Here is a 16,667-nt window from a genome sequence, read left to right on the forward strand (position 1 = left end):
CCATGGGACAGATACGGAGTCCGAGCACGCAGGGTTCCAGAAGACTCCCGCGAAGGTTGGTTGCTGCAAGCCTCACGAGAAAGTCCACACTCCTGGGACGATCTGAGCAGGGGCTCGCAGTGGAGGACGAAAACCAGACCAGTACGCACAGCCGCGGGCGCTGACCACAGAATGTGCGCAGCCAGAATGCGCTTTTCCGCCGTCCTCCGCGCGCAGAATGCGCTTTTTCGTGAGGGTCTGCAGCCAGAATGCGCCTTTCCTTCCGTAGAATGCGTCTTTTCTTACCTGGGCAAACGTGGCGCCGCCTCACGGAAAAGCACATTCTGTATTCATCGTCTCACAGAAAAGCGCATTCTAGCCCCGGCGGCGTCACCAAAAACCACATTCTGGACGAGCTGCACGAGAAGCATGACCTGCATATGCGCGTGCACCGCTACGCCGATCTCGAAAAGACCGAAGGCGACAAGAGCTTCATCCGCCGATAGGGTAGGCTGAGGCAGCCGGAAGACAATCCGCACGGTCCGCTGCCGCTCACCAAGGCGCCGCCCTCACCCCCTCTCGTCCCTCATTCTCTCCACGTAGTCTCTCAGGTACGGCAGCTCGAAGCACAGCCTGCCAGCACCGTGCTCGCCTATCATCCCCCGCCCGAGAAGACGGGACTTGTAAGTCGAGGCATAGTTGGAGCCAACTCCCATGCGCCTCGCGATGTCAGCCAGGCGAGAGGGACCACGATCGGGAAGCATGGACTCAAGAAAGCGGATATCCTTCTCGGAGAAGTCCCGATAGGTCGCGGCAAGCACCTGACGCTCAAAGTCCATGCGAGCGAGGCGGACCCCATCCTCTGCGTCATGTTTGGATATCTCGCCCGAGCGTACATCGACTGCCCACATGCGAAAGCCGATGAGCTGCATGAGGTAGGGATAGCCGCCGCTGCACCGTGCGGCAAGTCTCAAGGCCTCCTTGCTGATGCTCCTACCGGCATCCTCCACCGTGCGTCGCAAGGCCAGCTCTGCATCGGCAAGAGAGACGTTTGTAAGCACATGCTGTACCGATCTGCGCAGAAAGGACACGTCATCATTACCAAGAAGGGCCGAGACGTCATAGGGAAGTCCCGCCATCAGAAGACCGACCCTGCGATTCTCCCCGACGAAATGCTGGTAGGTACTTGCAAGCTGCACCATGTCAGGAAGCGTCGCCTTCACCTTATCGACGGTAATGAGTAGCCCGAGTTCTCGCTCAGACAGCTGATCCAACAGCCTGTTCATTCTCGTACGCCAGTTGGGCTCGAACCCAGGGGTGTAGTTCCAGCTCACGTTCATGGGGCCAAGGCCGAGAGAGCTAAGCCTTATTGCCGACAAGCTTAGATCCGCGCTCTCCAATGCCCTCTGGAAGAGATCCTCAAGCATGCCAGGAACCGCAGAGACGCTCGAGGAGACCCACCCATAGCCCACAGCCTCACTCGCAACGTAGTTCATAAGAGCCGTCTTCCCCGTTCCCCGCGCACCAGAGATGAGCGTGGAGAGGTTGGGGTCACCCGGACCGTTCGCAAGAGCACCAAAGAGATCGCTCAGAAGTAGGTCGCGGCCGACGAGCTGAGCCGGAATCCTCCCGAAAGTTGGCGTAAAGGGGTTCTTTGCTGATGCGTACATGAGCCTCCTTTCCTCATCGATATGCTACGTCACCTTTTGCATGCTTTGCGAGATTTGCATGTTTTGCACGCTTTGCGAGATTTGCAGCAGGTAGTCTGCGAAAGGGGGTCGTATGAAGCCCATGACACTCCTGTTGCCGCTCCTATCAGAGAGAGCATCGCTGAGAAGCATGCGTGCCTTCGAGACGTCCGCATCGCTGAACAGTGTGTCAAAGCTGAGGCCCACCGCACCCACCGCAGTCCCAGATGGTTACGCCAGCCTTGGCCCTAACGGCGAGAGTCCGGCAACGACACGCCCACACGAGCCAGTGACCGAATTCCCCGATAGCGTTTCCTGAGTGGACATCGCCTGGAACACCGCGCACAGTCCCTTCTGAGGCAGATGGCCACCCCAAGACCCATGACTCTATCGCGGAGACGATAGATGTCTACGAAGCCTCTCTTGGAAGAGCAGCCCTGCCCAACGTTGCCTTCCATTCGGAGCTGTTGCCCAGCAGAGCGCCCAGTGGTACGCAGCTTGATGGCGCCACCCTCGCCGCCTCAGCCGCACGCCCCTTGACCCCCAGGACACGACGGGGACGCGCACCCACATCAACCTGGACACTATACGCCAGGAGCGGACGTGCCAGCAGCGCACTCGCATAACGAGAGACCGTGGCATCCCTCGCTGCGCGATTCGCACCACTTCGTGCCACCTTCGTGCCAGCTGGCTGATACCACGGCCCCAAGCCTCACGTTTCAGCGTGGGTCGAAAATCCTAGTCCAGGTCCTCCCCGTTACTGGCGATGACCCTCTGGTAGTAGAAGAAGGAGTCCTTGCGAGCACGGTGCAGGTCGCCCGTGCCGTCATCGTGCTTGTCCACATAGATGAAGCCATAGCGCTTGCGCATCTCACCGGTACCGGCAGAAACCACGTCGATGGGTCCCCACCAGGTGTAGCCCATGAGGTCAACGCCGTCGGCCACGGCCTCGCGCATGGCCTTGACGTGAGCGCGCAGGTAGTCGATGCGATAGGGGTCGTGGATGGAGCCGTCAGGCTCCACCTCGTCATGGGCTCCCATGCCGTTCTCGACCACCATCAAGGGGATCTGATAGCGGTCGTAGATCTCGTTCAGCGAGAAGCGCAGACCGTCCGGGTCAATCTGCCAGCCCCAATCGGTCTCCTTGAGGTAGGGGTTCCTGCCGCCAAAGCTCATGTTGCTGGAGCCCTGTTTCACGTCTCCGTGTGTGCCGATGATGTTGCTCATGTAGTAGGAGAAGGTATAGAAGTCCACCGTGCCCTCGCGCAGCAGCTCCTCGTCGCCTGGCTCCATCCTGATGTCGATGTTGTGCTCGTCCCAGAAGCGCCTCGCATAGCTGGGGTAGCGGCCACGCACCTGAACGTCTGAGCAGTACCAGTTCATGCGGCGCATCTCGGCCTGGTTGGCAAGCTCGTCCTTCGGGTCGCAGGTCGCGGGATAGGTCAGGATGAAGCAGTCCATGTTGCCCATCTTGATCTCGGGGTAGTTCTCGTGCGCATACTTGACAAGCCCGGCCGAGGCCACGAACTGGTGGTGCAGGGCGTTGTAGCGCTCGTTGATGTCATCCTTGACCTTGTCCATGGTGCCCGTGAAGCCCTTGAGCGTGCCGAGCGAGAGCGTCACGCCCATCGTCATGGTGCCTGCGTTTATCTCATTGAAGGTGAGCCAGTACTTGACCTTGTCATGCCAACGGTCGAGGATACACCTCCCATACCTGAGGAAGAGGTCAACGAGCCTGCGGTCAGCCCAGCCGTTATACGTGGCCGCCAGGTTATAGGGCAGCTCGTAGTGGCTGATGGTCACAAGCGGCTCGATGCCGTGGGAGCGCAGGCAGTCGAAGACCCTATCGTAGAACTCGAGACCAGCCTGGTTGGGCCTCTCTTCCTCACCCGTCGGAAAGAGGCGCGACCAGTTTATGGACAGGCGATACACATTCCAGCCCATCTCAGCAAAGAGCGCGATGTCCTCCTCGTAGTGGTGGTAGAAATCCGTAGCCTCCCAGCTGGGATAGAGCGCGTTCGGGTCAAACGTCACGTCAATCTGCCGCGGGGTATTGACGTCTCCGCCGCGCATGTGATCGGGTACCGAGTCTCCCTTGCCGTCCACGTCCCAAGCGCCCTCATACTGGTTCGCGGCCGTGGCCCCACCCCACAGGAAGCCTTCCCTCATCTTCATGCTACTCCCCCTCTTTGATCGCTTGCCTACCGTCAGTGTCATTCTAGGCGAGAGCCACAGGCGTTGGGGCAGGCGCATCGTCCGACCGGCGCGCGAGACGGCATGCCGACGCGTGGTACGCGAGACGGCGTGTCGGCCAACCGGCGCGCGCGGCCATCAAAAACCCGTGCGCCTCCTCCTAAAGCCCGGCCTCCCCTATCGCCGCCACGGCCTCACGAATCCTCTCGACATCCATGACCAGGGCAAAGCGCACGTAGCCCTCACCATGGGGTCCAAAGCTCACGCCTGGGGTCACGATGACGCCGCTCTTCTCCATCAGCTCCATCGCGAAGGCAGCGGAGTCACGACGCCCATGCGGCAGCTTGGCCCACACAAAGAGCGTACCGTGGCAGTTGGGGCGCTGCCAGCCCAAGGCCTCGAGTCCGTCGCAGAGGGCGTCCCTACGCTCTTGGTAGGCGAGCCTCTGGCGCTCAACGCCATCGAGGGAGCCCGTCAGGCAGGCGATGGCCACGTCCTGCTCGACGAAGAACTTGCCAAAGTCGACCTGGCCCCTGAGCTTGCGGGTGGCCGCCACGATATCGGGATGCCCCACGACGAAGGACAGGCGCACGCCCGTCACGTCAAAGGACTTCGAGAGCGAGAGGAACTCCACGCCCACGTCGAGGGCGCCCGGGTAGTCAAGGAAGGAGCCGCCACGCGGGCCGTCGAAGACGACGTCTGAGTAGGCGTTGTCATGGATGACCACGATGTCATGGGCCTTGGCGAAGGCGATGATCTCGCTGTAGACCTTGGGAGTGCCCACCGATCCCACCGGGTTCGCAGGCAGCGAGACGATCATGTACTTCGCGCGATCCGCGACGTCATCGGGGATGTCCGCCACGTGTGGGAGAAAGTAGTGATCTTCCGTAAGCGGATAGTAGTGGGGAGTTGCGCCCGCAAGCAGCGTGCTTGCCCTGAAGACCGGGTAGCAGGGATCGGGTATGAGCGCGACGTCGCCCGGGTCGGCGATGGCGGCACACACGTACTGCATGCCCTCCTGGGTGCCGGCGCAGCTCATGACCATGCCCGGCGTGATGCCCAAGACGCCGTAGCGACGCTGGTAGTAGTCGCAGACAGCCTGAAGGAGCTCGTCCTTGTCGTGCAGGGAGTACTTCCAGTTGGCGTCATCTGCCGCAGAGTCCACGAGCGCCCGCTTGATGTAGTCGGGCGTCGCGAAGTCGGGCGTGCCGACGGAGAGGTCAAACACCCGCCGCCCCTCGGACTCCAGCTCACGGCGCTTCTGATTGAAGTAGGCAAAGACCTCGTCGCCGAACAGGTCGAGTCTCTTCGAGAGCTGCATGGTATCGTCTCCTCTCACAGGGCCGCAGGCGCTTGCGCGCCGGGCGCGGGTCGTGTCATCTTTCGTATTCTGGATCATCCCCGGGCGACATTGTGCCACGCAAGTTTTTCTGACGTGTGACAAAGAGTGGTAAGACTGCGTTTTGCCATGGCATCCGGACAGATGCCCTGGGCGGGGCATAGGCTGTACGGGGGTCCGCAACGGCCCGGTGTGGGAACCCGCAACGGCCCCGCAGGGGGACCCGCAACGGCCCCTCAGCCTGGCGGGTACCGACTTTAATCCGCCAACTGGGCAAACGTCTCTGGGAAGGTACCCGCCAGATTGGCGGGCACTAAGCGCCGGGCAGTGGGCACTGCGGCAGGTCCTGGGGGGCACTGCGGCAGGTCCTGGGAGCGAGACGGTGGGTCTTGGAGGCGAGGGGCGGGACGACCAGCTGGGTACGCTCGTCTGGTGGACAGCCAACCAGCAAAGTCCTATGCTGGCGTGGAGGCCAGGCGATGCCTGCGATCACTCGCCCCACCCGCCCGAGTCGGCGCATCGCACGTATCAGAGAGACCCCGGAGAAGACCCTGAGGCAAGGAGGGCGTGACATGGCAACTATAGACGTGGACGCGCTGCGAGACTACATGAGGGACTACCTGGGAACGGCCATGTCCAACGGGCTTCCCGCTGCGATGGCCGAGTTGCCAGAGATCGACGGCATGGGTCCTCGCGAGCTGTGCGAGAGGGCCAAGAGGATGGGAGTCGATCTGGGAAGGTTCGCGACTCGGGAAGACGTGGGGTGACTCAACACCTTGCAGCCTTGTGCCGCGAGGTGTTGCTCCGTTGACGTGGCCCACCGACCAGACCGGGCGCCGGTCGCAAGGCTCCTCATACGGTTGGTGCCCAACTACCCATCCCCTCGTTTGCCCCTCGCCTCATGGCCACGTCATCGGCCAGACATCCCACCGCGTAGAGCGGAATGCTCTCCACATCTCCCGTACCGAAGTTACGCGCAGAAACGCGCACCACACGGTCGGGCTCGTACTTGTCCCTATACACGCCGAGACTCCTGGAACGCACATTTTTGGTGGACTTGATCTCGATGGGCACGGCCTTGGCGGAGCCGTCTTCGACGACAAGATCAATCTCTGCCCTATTGCCGCTCGTCCAATAGCGCGGCTCGATGCCTCGGGCAACCATCTGCTGCACCACATAGTTCTCTGTAAGCCCACCTGTGTCGAGCAGCGAACGCCCGCGCTCGTCGAAGAGTGCGCTAGCCGGTATGCCTGACATCGTGGAAAGCAGGCCGACGTCGTTCGCGTAAATCTTGAAGGAACCTCTATCCTCATGAAGTCGCAGAGGCACCTGACCGGAAGACACTCGCATACACTTGTCGATGAGCCCTGCCGAGAGAAGCCACGAAATGGCACCCTCGTACTCGCTCGACCTGCCCCCGCTGCGCACCTGCCTGTACTGAAACTTGTGATTCTCCTTAGCAAGCTGCCCGGGCACGCTGTTCCACACGTCGCGAGCACGTGCGACGTCAGTGGGGCTTGGCGCGTACTTGACCATATCCGCCAGGTAGAGATTGAGGATGTCACGATGCACCCGCACGGCATCGCGGACGTCACCAGTGCGCGCATAGGCTGCCACGGCCTCTGGCATGCCACCCACGAGAAGGTAGGTGCGGTAGAGACCCATCGCCTGATCGTGGAGCTGGTAGGCGCGTCTATCGAAGTATGCCTCGCGTATGCCCTCAAGCATGAGGGCATGCCCTGTCGCCCCCATAAACTCGTCGAAGGTCATGGGATGTAACACCATGGTGTTGACCCTGCCCACTGGCAAGGAGTAATACCTCTGGTTGACCGCGACGCCAAGCAGGCTACCCGCCGCGATGATGGGATGCGAAAAGTTCGCCTCTTGGAAGTACTTGAGCGCAGTTAGCGCTCGATTGGATACCTGTGCCTCGTCGAAGACATAGAGCATGTTTTCTGTATCGAGGGTGTGACCTGTGATCTGACTAAGGTTCGATATGACAGTGCAGGGATCGAGGTTGCCATCGAAGGCCCGTGTGAGCCTCGGATCCTCTTCCAGGTTGAACAGGGCGTACTTCTCGTAGTTCTCCCTCGCAAATTGCTCGATGAGGTAGCTTTTACCAACCTGACGAGCACCAAAGAGGAGGAGCGGCTTACGCTGGGGGCTACTCTTCCAATCGAGGAGCCGTCGCATCTCGGCACGTTCCATGTGCTACTCCAATCTATCGATAAATGGAGAGTATCACATTTTTACGCGCTTAAAAATGTCGTTTTCCACATGTAGGGAGTTGGGAAAACCATTCCGAGGGCACGGTTGTCGCTCAGGCACACAGACGTGCTTAAGCGTACGCTCACTGCCCCACGTTGATGATCCCACGGCAGTAGGGATACTCGCTGCACCCCCAGAACTTCTTGCCCGCCCGCACACCCCTCTTGGCTGTGCGCAGCACCATCGTGGAGCCGCATACAGGACAGCGCGGGGCATCGAGATCCGTGCCGTCACCAATCGCCTGGCTCTTTGCGCGGGCAGGCGTCGTGGAGACTTGGCTCGCCGCGCTGGCGGGAGCCGCAGGACCCTGGGTCGCAGCGGGCCACTGGGCCGACACGCCGGCGGGCATCGAGCCAGCGGCTGACTCGAACCTCGCAGCATCAACGCCAACATCCTCCGCATCCGTGAGCTTAGCCACAAGGGCGTCCCAGCTCGAATCGCCATCAGGAAACGCGCTCACCTGATCGGTGCCCGAGGCGCCTGCGGGTCTGGCCTCCATAGACCCGACGCCCCCTTGGGCCTGTGATGGCGAATCTGGCCCACCGGCCGCCACGCCGATCCCGCCGACCAGCGAGCCTGCCCTACCAGCCGATGAGCTCTCTCCCTCAAAGTATCTGGCAGTATAGTCGGTCCTCACGGGCGTATCCATGGAGAGCCACCGCTCGGCCCTCTCCATCACGTCCTTGAAGGGGATCTTCCCATCTGCGGGCCCCCGCATCGAGTTGATCGACTCGATGGTGGCCACAAGCTGATCGCCACGCACCAACTGCTGCTTGACCTCCTTCTTGGCGTTGCGGTCATGCAGGATGGTCTTTGGGTTGGCAAGGACGACAAGCCCCCTATACAGGTCATCGAAGCGCGGAGAGAGAAGGGCGCTCATGATCGTCCCTTTCGTGCTCAGGTTGATCCGCTTCATCAGGCCAAGGTGTCGTTGGTTCTGCGTGATGGGCGAGTAGATCCCCTCTCGTCTCCTTCCCCCAAAGGAGCGCACGAAGTCCCCGCGCGCGTTGACAGAGATGTCACCATAGAGGTTCTTGCACTCGAGCACAAAGTTGCGTCGTCTCGTAAGCACCAGAAAGTCAATCTGGGCGGTGAGCCCCTCGAATTCCAGGTGGAGATCATGAATCACCACAAAGGGCAGGTGGCTGTTTCTCAGCTCAAAGAGAATGCGATCCTCCCCGACGATGCCTGCCTTGAGGGCACGGATGTCGGAGTCAAGCCCCCTCCTCTGGCTGCGAGGTACTGTCTCGCGCAGTGACTCGAGCGTGGCAAGCTGCTCCTTCGCATCGCTACCCTCCTTGAGGATCACCGGTTCCTGCGCACGGAAGAACGCCATGGTCACACCCCTTAGACATCGACCTCACTCGTTTGGTCCATAAAGGGCGAGCTGTCCGGAGACCGCCCCCTGCCCACCCCCGTCTGCCCAAGGGACAGCAGGCCGGGCGAGGCCACCGCCCACCCGAGCCCTCGTGTCAGCCCGCATGCACTGGAGTTGCCTGATATATTAGATATCCAGCACTTCCACTATTTCTCCATTTTCCTCTTTTAGCATGATCTTCTTGATAATCTCTTCACCTAAGTATTTTGTAAACCCTTTCAATTCTGTTGATACTTCAAATACTATATTATGCTTTATATCGTTTGAATCAAAGCCTGAGTCATATTTTGATTTGTCTGACCAGTAGTTCCAATTTACATCTGTTCGTTCATAGTATACATAGTTATGCTTTCTTGTAACAAACACTCTTTTGTTTGTTAATTTCTTACCGTCTTTTGATTTAGTTATTTCAGAATATAGCTTCATTCCTTCAAATATTTTGTAATCGCTGATGCTATCATTCGATATGTTTACCTTAATCTCTTCATATTTCATGAGATACCTTCACCTTCATAACGCATAATTTCAAGGTGCCGTCCATGCGCCCCGGACAAAAACATCCAGCACAGGACGGCACCGCCTTCTTCGGGCACGCGGATGCCCCACGGCCCAACGACTCTGCAGGGGATCCATCATCCGGCGGGTCGTGACCCCGGCGGGGCAGCACCCCGCCGGGTGACGGTTATGGCCCCGCCGGGTGACCTCAGAGGAGGCCGTCGAGGATGGACCCACCGCCGGTGCCATGCAGGTTCGTGTTATTGGCGCCCTCGATGCGCGAGTTGCGCAGGCCTTTCCTGTGCTCGATGAACTCGTCTGCGGCGAGCACGTTGGACAGGCTCCGCTGCGTCTCGTTCTCGTAGGTATGCCGTGCCCCGCTGTTTCGATACCGCATGTACATGATCGCAAAGAACACGACTCCGAGAAGGAGGAGCAGCCATCTTTCCTTCTTATCCCAACCAACCAGACTGCTGCCCAAGACCAGCGCCAGAATCAAGCCAAAGAACTCGATGGCGATCGAAACGATCCAGAGCTTGGTCATGTCGATGGGGACGCTGCCCATCGTCTCTTTGGTCCGGGCATTCACTGCCACGTAGTGCAGCAGCTTCTTGTTTCCCTTGACCTGTAGGTAGCTGTACAGCCAAACGGGGAGGTACGCCGCCAGCCAAGACTCCCCCTTTATGTCGAAGGCCTCGCCTGACCACGCGATCCCGCGATCGTACTTCGCGAGCGTCTCGTTTGCAGCGATCCTGGCAATGTCCTGTGCCTGGGTCGCGACCAAGGGACGCACGTTGTTGACGTCAACGTCGCGCTTTTCCGAGGTATAGCCTCTCAGGTAGTTTGCGTTGTACCTCACGCAGTTCTTCGTGTCAAAGGGCATGATGGAGTTGATGATGTTGGTGGTCTTCTCGCTTGAGCTGACGTTAAGCTTGTCGACGCTCGCCTCCACGGTCAGGTCGTTGATGGCGATGTCAAAGTCACGCTCGACATGGTAGGCATCCGCATCGTAGCGAGTCTCGCTGCTGTCTCCCCTCTTGACGCTGTAGCTCCTGATGAGCACCTCCCCCGTGCCAGAGAGGTGATCGTGTGCGTTTATGTCCACGATCATGTAGGGGAAATACACGCCGCAGATGTTCTTGGTCGTGAACTCCCTGGTGAAGGTAGGATGTGCAAAGAACTTGCGCTTCCCGACAAAGCGCTCTATCTCTGCCCGCGCGTCATCCTTGGACACGCCGAAGGGCAGGACGGCGTCAGGGACGGCCCCGTTGGGCACCTGATGGTTGATGGACAGCATGTTCCTGCACCAGTGGCAGCGGGCCTGGTTGGCAGAGGCCGTGTCGATCACCACCTCTGCGCCGCAGCTCTCGCACTTGAGCGTGATGACGTCATCGGCATCTGCGGCCCTGTCCTGCGCGCCGGAGCCCATCCTGACCCCCTCGAGGGAGGAGACATCCTCCTCGGTCTCCAGCAGCTGGGGCTCGAACTCATGCCGGCAGAAGCTACAGCGTAGCTTGCCGGTCCTGCTGTTGGTTTGGATGTCTGTAGACCCGCACTTGGGACATTTTATCTGGCCGTCCTTGGCGTCGGTGTCGGTCTGGACCACCGTGACGTCCGCTCCGGTCCACTGGCCCTCTCCCCCACCCATGGCTAGAACCCCAAAAGGTCATGCTTGAGCCTATCAAACTCCTCCTGCGTGACCACGCCGGCATCCAGGAGCTTCTTCATGTTCAGGAGCTTGGTGGTCGGATCCTCCGCACCCTGTCCCTGGGGGGCGGGCTGCTGCTGCGGCATCGCTCCCATCGTCTGCCCCTGGGGGGCGGGTTGCTGCTGCGGCTGAGGCTGCTGTTGCTGGCCATAGTTGGACTGGTAGGAGCCCTGCGTGTAGGGTTGCTGCTGCGGTGCCCCTCCCATCGTCTGTCCCTGCGCGTAGGGTTGTTGCTGCTGAGGCTGCTGGCCAAAGTTGGGCTGGTAGGAGCCCTGCGTGTAGGGTTGCTGCATGCCCTGCGACATGCCCCCAACCGCTCCCATGCCCATGCCCATGAAGGCAAGGCCGCTACCTCCGCCGGACTCGCCCGCCGCCTGGATACCACGTGCGGCAGACTGCTGGAAGAACGAGTTGCCCCTTGCTCCCGCCAGGGCGTCTGCCTTCTTGACGTCCTCCAGCAACGCCTTGGTACCCTCGTCGTACTCGATCGCCAGGATGGCAGTCTTGACTATTTCCAAGCCCCGCGAACTGCGCCATTGGTATGCGGACTCCACCGCTTCCGACATGGACGTCGCAAAGCCGATCTGGTCGCCCTGGATGCGCGCCATGCGGTTGCCCTTGCTCGGGTCATTGGTGTAGTTGGAGAAGGCCGCAGACAGACTGCCGACAACCTCATTAAACAGCTGCTCGCCAGCGGGGTTGTCCATGTCGGCAAAGTCGAACTCGGGCGCTCCGGCGACCAGGTACGACACCGGGACGAAGTTCTTGATGAACAGGACGGGGTCAACGATACGCAGCGTATACGTGCCGCGCGTGACTGCCCCGACCTGAGTGCCAAGATAGGCGTCATCCCAGTATATCTCCGACTGGGTGCCAAACCTGTTGTTTGGTATCTCTCTGGTGTTCACATAGAAGAGGAGCTGCTGGCTCCCCGGGATGCCACCGAACTTGAATCGCTCCCACGACTGCTTGATCAGGGAATCCATGGGGCCGTCGCCCGAGAAGATGGACTTTGCGTTGGGGTCGTCACTGGTGTACTGGTATCCGCCCACCTCGGTGATAAGGCCCGTGATGGCGCCGTCCTGCATGGTGACGAGGACCGTACCCTCTGGCACTATCACCTTGCTCCCGTTGGTGATGATGTTGGCGCTGCCCCTCGTGTTGGACCCGCGCCCGTTATTTGTTCCCATGGGGACCCCGGGAAAGACACCTGCCGTGGGAGACACATCCTGCCCAGGACCGTAGAAGTCTCTCCACTGGTCGCCCAACGTAGACCCCACAGCCCCCTTGAATGCTTGGATGAAACCCATAGGACACCTCCATTTGATTTGGATGTTTGACTTGAACGCCAAACACAACGATGTTCAGATTTTACCATAGGCCCCCCATAAGAAAACTGGATATGTGCTGGGCGTGAGGGGCGGAGACAGGGCTTGAGCATGGAGGGGTGTCGTCGTGGGCGTGCGGATCGAGAGCTGCTCCATGCCCCGAGAGTGGGGCATGAGCCCGCTTTCGTCCCCTCGCGGGGTTGAGCTGCATAAACCTGCTATACCTCTTTATACCTTAACGCAAATCGAGCTTAAAAGTTTCCGTGAGCGGTTGGGATGGGGACGACAAGTCGAATGCGATGGTTACGCTGGGCGCGAAGGGGTGCACCTTGAGAGCGTCGCACGTGCGCCGCGCGGGCCCAGGTCATCACCAGAGCCCTGATACTGTTGCCGCATGACTCCGACAAGACACCGGGCTCCATCGGCGGGAAGACGGGGCTATCAGCCGGCGGCATGCGCCTGTGCGTGACGAGGCGCCTCAAGAGCATTCTGGTCCAAGATTCCCACCACAGTCCCTTGCGCACAGTCGGCGAAACGAACGATTTCGGCGACCACAAACGGCTACGAGCTAGATTTGTTTGAGGATTGTCTAGGCCGTGAAAAGATTTCGACTTTATGCATCACCGTTGATGGACCAGCGGAAATACATGACAGAAGGCGCATTACATCGACCGGAAAAGGAACGTTTGAAAAGATTATTTCAAACATTGGCATGGCGCTAGAAAAAGGCGTTGACGTGCGCCTCAGGAGCAATGTCGATGCCACTAATATCGACTCGTATTTACCCTTGCTAAGAAGTTTTGGTGAGCTTGGATTTCTGGATAACGAGCATTTCTCGGTTGCTTACGGCCTCGTGAAGAGTTTGCCAGGGGTAAAGCTAGCAAACGGGATTAGCGAAGTTGATTTCTTTGCATATCTACAGGAACAAACCGATAACAAGAAATTGCTTTCGATCGCCATACAAGCGGGCGAGGATGGAATGCTAACCGACCTGATCAATAATCCCGTGGCTGCGACGAAAACTAGATTCTGCGGGGCAGTGGGATCGAGCTACTTCTTCTCGCCGGATAACAGAATCTACGTATGCAGCGAGGTCATTGGTCAAGAGATGTATTCAGTTGGTTGGTATGACGCTGAGCTGCATATAGATGAGGCGGCGATTTCTCGTTGGAGAAAAAGAAAGATGCCGCATATAAAGGAATGCCTGGATTGTCCTCTGATTTTCATTTGCTCTGGTGGCTGTGCTTTTAGGGCCATAGCCAGCGGAATACCTGAAGGTCCGTATTGCGATGCAGTCAAAGAGTCATTTGACGCACGCTTGAAATTGGAACTTCGCCTAAAGGGAATTCTCTCTTGGTGAGGCATCAAATTCATGCGGAACAAATGTAGGGAACGAGTAAAAGGGAAGGAGGCAGATCATGGAGACCAAGAAGCAGGAGAACGTCGTTTCTCTGAATGCGCCGAAATTGGAGATTCACGGCATCGAGGAATTCGAGAACAGGCTTGAGATGAAGAAGTTCAAGTGGCCGACCTCGAACATGTGCAGCTCCAGCTGGTACGGCAATTGCTAGCAAGCATGTAGTGCAAGTGCTAGCAAGCATGTGGTTTTGGAGCGAGGGCCAAAGAGTACCGGGCCCTCGCTCCTTTTTATCGGGAGAAAAATGCCTGACGGTTGTAAATATATCATTAATCCTGGCATCACCTTTGTCGATGCCCAAGAAAGGAATTCGCTGTTAAGGGTCTCGATCGGGCAGAAGCAACTTCTGATTGATCCTTGGGTATACGAGCTAATAAATGCGCTCACAAAAAACAATGTAAGTGATCGCTTGTTCAACATGAATGATTTCGCTTACAAGCACGGCAAGAATCCTGTTGACATTGAAAGCACGATTGAATACCTCGTTGCCTATGACATCCTTATCCCCAAGGATGAGTCATCAAATAATGGAGAGCGTACATTTACTATCGAATCTGACAGACACGTGCTGAATCAGATGGTTGCGTTGACCGCAAAGAAAGCCGTTCTCGATTCAGAAAAAGCTAGTACGCTGGGAAGAGCTTTTGCGTGGATATTCAGAGTGCCGCTCATAATTGCGATTAACGTGCTTTTCTTTCCCCTGCTTATTATTGCAATATTTAATTCAGTTGCACATTTCAAACTCCTGATAGATCCCTACACTACAATTTATTATTCCGCGATTTGTATGCCAATACTCGTTTGCGTAAGTGTTGCAATCGGATTGTTGCATGAATGCGGCCACCTTGGAGCGGCAGTTTCTTGCGGGTGCAAGGTGGGCGAAGTGGGAATCGGAATTTATATTACATCAATTGCTCTATACACGAACATGAACGATTCCAACATATCAAACAAGATTGATAGGTTGAAGATTGACCTCGGCGGCATAACCGTGGAATGTTTAATACTCGACATTCTGATTATCGTAGCTTTTTTGCCAATAACGTATACCTATATATCGCTGTGATTACTCTTGGCATGCATAACCTCGATAATCTGAACCCATTTGAAGAGTCTGATGGCTATTGGGTTTACTCGGATTACTTTGAGATACCCAACTTGCATATCAGATTGGAGGAAATGGTAAAAAGCATTCTCGCTCGAAGGACGGATTTCCAAGATCGTAATACTTATAGTAAAAACGTAGCAATCTACACTACGTTATGCATCCTGTTCTTTCTCATTGCAGCTATTACAGCGATTCTTCTTGCGCCGCAGTACATAACGCAGTATCCATCAATTCTAACTGGCTTCATTGAAAGCGCGGTCGCAAGCGTAAACTCGCTCGATATAGGAAGTACTGCCTTCAACTCATACCTACTATGTGCTGCGATTGTCCCCATAGTTGGAATAGTCTTTATGACGAAGAAAGCATTCGTCCTATTGCGTAAGAACGGTGGTGCCAAAAATGCCTGAAATTGAATGGAACGACAACAGGATTGAAGCGGTGCTGTCACTCAGAAAATTACTAAAGGAAAAGAAAGTCGCATATAAAAGGCTTGCGATTCCACAGCCGGGAGGAAAACTCGAAGGAAGGGTTGCGCGAATTGCCGCAGCCAATGTTTGCGAACTCACTTCATATGATGCGCTACTTACAGTGTTTTGGGGAAGTCCACAGTTCGGCGGGATTCGCGATAGCTTAAATTTCCCGTTGTTCGTAGTAGCAATTGACTTGCTTAGAGTTGCCGAGCACCTAGAAGCACGGGTGACGGTTAGTGATGATGCTTCGCGATTGCGAGCGGCCACCGTCTCGCAAATTGAAGTTTTCCACAATGCCGGAATTGATGTATTGCGCAATTTTCTGAATGAAAAAGATGTTGAGAAACATTGGTCAGAAACCATAGCGAAAATCAAAGAGCACGGAACTTTTATTGAAGCAGTGAATGAGCGTCCTCACGCCTGGACACGGAGCGAGTGGGATACGTTCGTATCGACATACCCAGATGCAGCAATACTTGACTTCGCCGTTCAAATGCTTTGGTCAATGATTGCAACGCAGTACCTTGAAGTTGGCAAATCTCAGATAGCAAGAATTACACGGCTATATTCGGAGGCATTTCTCGCTGAGATGGAATTGGAAAACTGGAAATCGAATCTTTTGGACGGAAAAGCTAGCATCATTAACTCGATGGTGCATGAAATATTTTGCGGCGAAGCAGACTACGAGACAATATTTTGCTACGTGTACGAGAGCGGCGTGACAGGAGAGCTCATACGTCTAGTTGAAGATGATGTGCAGGAGTTAGCCGTTATGTTGAAGGAAGAATTATCGATTGACGAAGCAGCGATTGAGCTCTTCAGCTTACCCGCCATCGAAATCGTGAATCGCGCAAAAGAGTATCAACGATACGTGCGAAATCGAGATGAATGACGCTCAAGAATCGCGATTCTTGATCAAAGTGATGAGTAGTAGCCCCTCGCGGTACCAGCAGTCATCCCGACTGGTACCGCGAGTAGGATAAAGGTGGTACCGGCCGTAAGCCTTGATCGGTACCGCTAGCCCCTTGCCCGCTGCCCGGCCATGTACTCTCGCATGTTGGGGCCGTCAAGGTCGACGTAGCGTGCCCCGGTGGCGATGCGGTTCAGGATCGAGTCGGCCATGAGCTCGCCCTCGATGCGCAGGTACCACTCGTTGGGCTCAAGCTGGGAGGCGACGATCGTGGCTCTCCTGCCCTCACGCGACCCCGTCACCTCGAGGAGCTCCACGGCGCTCTGCGTCGCGATCGAGGTGGTCATGAAGTCGTCATATGCGAAGCGCGAGTTTATGCGAAGCCG

Annotated in this window: 14 protein-coding genes; 5 read left to right on the forward strand and 9 right to left on the reverse strand. The window is 57.1% G+C overall.

Annotated features, from left to right (window positions below; genetic code table 11):
* Positions 1–548 precede the first annotated feature (548 nt).
* From ADJ70_RS07860 to ADJ70_RS07875, 3 genes are all read right to left on the reverse strand, one after another.
* A complete protein-coding gene (locus ADJ70_RS07860) occupies positions 549–1,649 on the reverse strand; it encodes an ATP-binding protein (RefSeq protein ID WP_050340622.1) in 1,101 nt (366 codons plus the stop codon).
* Positions 1,650–2,405: 756 nt separating this feature from the next.
* On the reverse strand, positions 2,406–3,842 hold the full coding sequence (locus ADJ70_RS07870; protein ID WP_050340624.1) for a glycoside hydrolase family 1 protein: 1,437 nt from the start codon (positions 3,840–3,842) through the stop codon (positions 2,406–2,408).
* Positions 3,843–4,020: 178 nt separating this feature from the next.
* A complete protein-coding gene (locus ADJ70_RS07875; RefSeq protein ID WP_050340625.1) occupies positions 4,021–5,181 on the reverse strand; it encodes a pyridoxal phosphate-dependent aminotransferase in 1,161 nt (386 codons plus the stop codon).
* Between the two features lie 590 nt (positions 5,182–5,771).
* Here ADJ70_RS07875 and ADJ70_RS07880 point away from each other — a divergent pair.
* Positions 5,772–5,966, forward strand: coding sequence for a hypothetical protein (locus tag ADJ70_RS07880; protein ID WP_050340626.1), 195 nt, complete (start codon positions 5,772–5,774; stop codon positions 5,964–5,966).
* A gap of 85 nt (positions 5,967–6,051) precedes the next feature.
* Here the strand turns inward: ADJ70_RS07880 and ADJ70_RS07885 are convergent, their stop codons facing one another.
* From ADJ70_RS07885 to ADJ70_RS07905, 5 genes are all read right to left on the reverse strand, one after another.
* Entirely contained in the window at positions 6,052–7,407 is a 1,356-nt protein-coding gene (locus ADJ70_RS07885; protein WP_050340627.1) for an ATP-binding protein, read from the reverse strand.
* A 142-nt stretch (positions 7,408–7,549) separates the two neighbouring features.
* Complete coding sequence (locus tag ADJ70_RS07890; protein WP_050340628.1) at positions 7,550–8,803, reverse strand: nuclease-related domain-containing protein; 1,254 nt, start codon at positions 8,801–8,803, stop codon at positions 7,550–7,552.
* Positions 8,804–8,971: 168 nt separating this feature from the next.
* A complete protein-coding gene (locus tag ADJ70_RS07895; protein WP_050340629.1) occupies positions 8,972–9,340 on the reverse strand; it encodes an EXLDI protein in 369 nt (122 codons plus the stop codon).
* A 208-nt stretch (positions 9,341–9,548) separates the two neighbouring features.
* Positions 9,549–10,988, reverse strand: a complete 1,440-nt coding sequence (locus ADJ70_RS07900) for a TFIIB-type zinc ribbon-containing protein (protein ID WP_050340630.1) — start codon at positions 10,986–10,988, stop codon at positions 9,549–9,551.
* Positions 10,989–10,990: 2 nt separating this feature from the next.
* Positions 10,991–12,358: an SPFH domain-containing protein gene (locus tag ADJ70_RS07905; protein ID WP_050340631.1), complete on the reverse strand. Its 1,368-nt coding sequence runs from the start codon at positions 12,356–12,358 to the stop codon at positions 10,991–10,993.
* A gap of 592 nt (positions 12,359–12,950) precedes the next feature.
* Here ADJ70_RS07905 and ADJ70_RS07910 point away from each other — a divergent pair.
* The 4 genes from ADJ70_RS07910 (at position 12,951) to ADJ70_RS07925 (ending at position 16,263) form a co-directional block, all read left to right on the forward strand.
* Positions 12,951–13,736 carry a radical SAM protein gene (locus ADJ70_RS07910; RefSeq protein ID WP_157051451.1) on the forward strand — a complete coding sequence of 262 codons (786 nt, stop codon included), beginning with the start codon at positions 12,951–12,953 and terminating at the stop codon, positions 13,734–13,736.
* 58 nt (positions 13,737–13,794) lie between these two features.
* A complete protein-coding gene (locus tag ADJ70_RS14600) occupies positions 13,795–13,947 on the forward strand; it encodes a hypothetical protein (RefSeq protein ID WP_157051452.1) in 153 nt (50 codons plus the stop codon).
* A gap of 90 nt (positions 13,948–14,037) precedes the next feature.
* On the forward strand, positions 14,038–14,859 hold the full coding sequence (locus ADJ70_RS07915) for a hypothetical protein (RefSeq protein WP_050340633.1): 822 nt from the start codon (positions 14,038–14,040) through the stop codon (positions 14,857–14,859).
* 441 nt (positions 14,860–15,300) lie between these two features.
* Positions 15,301–16,263, forward strand: coding sequence for a hypothetical protein (locus ADJ70_RS07925; RefSeq protein ID WP_050340635.1), 963 nt, complete (start codon positions 15,301–15,303; stop codon positions 16,261–16,263).
* 125 nt (positions 16,264–16,388) lie between these two features.
* On the opposite strand, the gene ADJ70_RS07930 is transcribed toward ADJ70_RS07925, so the two are convergent.
* Positions 16,389–16,628, reverse strand: a complete 240-nt coding sequence (locus ADJ70_RS07930; RefSeq protein ID WP_050340636.1) for an ATP-binding protein — start codon at positions 16,626–16,628, stop codon at positions 16,389–16,391.
* Between the last annotated feature and the right edge of the window lie 39 nt (positions 16,629–16,667).

This window comes from Olsenella sp. oral taxon 807 (assembly GCF_001189515.2).
Classification (GTDB): domain Bacteria; phylum Actinomycetota; class Coriobacteriia; order Coriobacteriales; family Atopobiaceae; genus Olsenella_F.